At 73.5% G+C, this 2,735-nt stretch carries 2 protein-coding genes and 3 pseudogenes; 1 reads left to right on the top strand and 4 read right to left on the bottom strand.

Annotated features, from left to right (window positions below):
• The 4 genes and pseudogenes from BJF79_RS36345 to BJF79_RS36335 form a co-directional block, all read right to left on the bottom strand.
• Positions 1–187, bottom strand: a pseudogene (locus BJF79_RS36345) (hypothetical protein); the annotation flags it as partial.
• Between the two features lie 143 nt (positions 188–330).
• Positions 331–639: a soluble NSF attachment family protein gene (locus BJF79_RS63325; RefSeq protein WP_262403081.1), complete on the bottom strand. Its 309-nt coding sequence runs from the start codon at positions 637–639 to the stop codon at positions 331–333.
• Positions 640–1,498: 859 nt separating this feature from the next.
• A pseudogene (locus BJF79_RS63320) lies at positions 1,499–1,627 on the bottom strand (helix-turn-helix domain-containing protein); the annotation flags it as partial.
• A 14-nt stretch (positions 1,628–1,641) separates the two neighbouring features.
• Positions 1,642–1,950 (bottom strand): annotated as a pseudogene (locus BJF79_RS36335) (PucR family transcriptional regulator); the annotation flags it as partial.
• A 225-nt stretch (positions 1,951–2,175) separates the two neighbouring features.
• Here BJF79_RS36335 and BJF79_RS36330 point away from each other — a divergent pair.
• Positions 2,176–2,735: solute carrier family 23 protein (locus tag BJF79_RS36330; protein WP_143220715.1), on the top strand; the 560-nt coding region annotated here is incomplete at its 3' end.

The following is a 2,735-nucleotide window of genomic DNA, read 5'->3' as shown; positions in this document are numbered from 1 at the left end:
GCCGCGACGACCTCGGCGCGCCGCAGGCCCCGCAGCGCGCACGGCCGGCCGTCCGGCGCGGGGACGCCTCCGGCGCCTGGGCCTCCACCAGGACCGAGACGAGCAGCCCGTCATAGTTCGTGACGAGCCGTGCCGCCTGCCCGTGGCGGGCGCGCAGCGTCAGGCACAGGCCGCACAGGTGCGCCATCCAGTCCTCGAACAGGGAACCGCACAGCACGTGCCTGCACGGCCGAACCACACCGAACACCGATGAACCTCCTGAAACCGGGAACGTGCATGTCCGACGTCCCGATCTCCGGAACGGTTCAGTTCGGCTCTGACCGGTTCCGGCTACACCCCGGCACAGGTCAGGGCGCGGCGGTAGGCGGCCATCCGGGGCTCGTCGGCCGGGCCGGTCTCGGCCAGCACCTCCGCGAGGTCGAACCACGCCTGCGCGGCCTCCCGGGACGCCTCCATCTCCTCCAGGCAGGTGGCGGCGCGGGTGAGCGCCTCGGTCGCCCGCTCGCGCCGGCCGAGCCGCAGGCACGCCTCGCCGAGGTCGGTCAGCGCCCCGGCGGCCGCGCGGCGCGGCGCGTCCCCGAGCAGGTCCAGGGCGTCCTCGGCGAGCCGCACCGCCTCCGCCGGACGGCCGAGCGCGATCTCGGCGCGGGCGAGTTCGGTCAGGCACCAGGCGACGTCGATCTCCCCGGCGCGCCGACGCCGGCGCGCGGACGCGCACCAGCAGGTCGCGGGCGCGGGCCGCCTGGTCGGGACGGGCGCGCAGCAGCAGGCCCGCGTAGCCGACGCGGAGCCGGTCGAGGTCGCGCGGGTCCTCGCCGTCCCCGGCCAGCATCAGCGCCCGCTCGGCGAGCTCCACGCCCTCCTCGTAGGCGCCGCGGATCTCGGCGACGTGGGCGGCCTCGCCGTAGGCGAGCATCCGGGCGCGCGGGCTGCCGATCCGCTCGGCGCGCTCGACGAGCTGCTCGGCGAGCTGCCGGGCCCGGACGAGGTCGCCGCGTTCGACGAACGCGGCGAGCAGCGCCGCGCCGAGGTGCACGGCGGCGTCGGTGGCGTCGGCGCCGATCGCCCCCGCACCTGCCGCAGCGCGTCCTCGGCGGCCTGCACGGCCGCGGCCGGCGTCGCCGCGCTGGCGCAGGCAGCGGCTCAGCGCGACGTGCACGCGGGCCCAGTGGTCGAGGTCGTCCTCGGCGGAGACCTCGGCGGCGAGGGCGGTGAGCCCGGCGATCGCGTCCTCCAGCGCGCCGGACGCCTCCAGCGCCAGCGCGTGCCCCCACCGGGCCTGCTGCAGCATCTCCGGCAGCGCGACGGCGTCGGCGTTGGCCAGCACCTCGGCGAACCGGGCGCGGGCCTCGTCGGCGGCGCCGTTGCGCAGCGCGATCTCGGCGTAGTCGAGGGTGACGCGCAGTTCGTCCACGACGTCCTCGCTGACGCCGCTGACCAGGTACGTCGCCGAGCAGTTCAGCTTCACGGCCAGCAGTTCGACCACGCTCGGCGCGGGGACCCGCTTGTCGCTCTCGATCAACGAGATATAGCTGTCGGACAGTTCGGGGAACGCCAGCTGCGCCTGGCTGATGCCCTGCCGGATGCGCAGGGCGCGGATGCGCTGTCCGAGTGTCTCGCGATCCATCGTGTGACCACCGCCTACAGGGTTCTCGCCTGCTGCGTCGCGCGCAGGGCGAGGAAGAAGTCGACTCGATCTTCCAGTGTGCCGAGGTCCCGGCCGGTCAGGTCCTCGATTCGCCGGATTCGGTACCGAAGCGTGTTCACATGGACGTGCAGCAGCGTCGCGGTCCGGCTCCACGAGCCCGAGCAGCCGAGGAAGACCTCGAGGGTGTGCAGCAGTTCGGCGCGCCGGGCGCTGTCGTACTCCTCCAGCGGACCGAGCATCCGGTCGCGGAACGACCAGCGCGTCCGTTCGGAGACCTCCGCCAGCAGCAGCGCGTAGGTGTCGGGGTTCACCGTGCCCGTCAAGTCTGGCATTCGCACCAGGGCAGGCTATAGCGCAGCAATCCCGTCACGCAGCGCAGTCCCGCTCCCCTTCGGCGGAACTTCCCGGCGATCTTCGCGGCAAGGCCCCTCCGCATCGGTGGTGCCGCCGCCCGGTCCGGCTCCGGCGGCGGCTACCCTGTGCTCGCACTTTTCCGAGATGACGCCACTGGAGGCGGAGCCCGCGCCATGTCCGAATCCCACACCTCGAAGGCCGACGAATCACCGCCCAAGGGCGGGCGCGGGCCGCTGGATCGGTTCTTCGACCTGACCGCCCGCGGGACGAGCGTGCCGCGTGAGCTGCGCGGCGGCGTCACCACGTTCTTCGCGATGGCCTACATCATCCTGCTGAACCCGATCATCCTCGGCGGGGCGAAGGACGTCACGGGCGCGACGCTGTCGATCCCGCAGCTGACCACGATGACCGCGCTGTCGGCGGCCGTCACGACCGTCCTGATGGGCCTGGTCGGCAACGCGCCGCTCGCGCTCGCCGCGGGCCTGGGCATCAACGCGGTCGTGGCGTTCCAGGCCGCGCCGGTGATGACCTGGGAGCAGGCGATGGGCCTGGTGGTCATCGAGGGCGTGATCATCGTGATCCTGGCGCTCACCGGGATCCGCGAGCGGATCATGAACGCGATCCCGCTGGCGCTCAAGCACGCGATCGCGGTCGGCATCGGCGCGTTCATCGCGCTCGTCGGCCTGTACGACGCGCACTTCATCAGCTCCAGCGAGACGAGCCCGCCGCTGGC

This window comes from Actinomadura sp. CNU-125, assembly GCF_001942465.1.
Lineage (GTDB): Bacteria > Actinomycetota > Actinomycetes > Streptosporangiales > Streptosporangiaceae > Spirillospora.
Note: the sequence above shows the minus strand (reverse complement) of the source record. Positions and strands in the feature narration are given on the sequence as shown.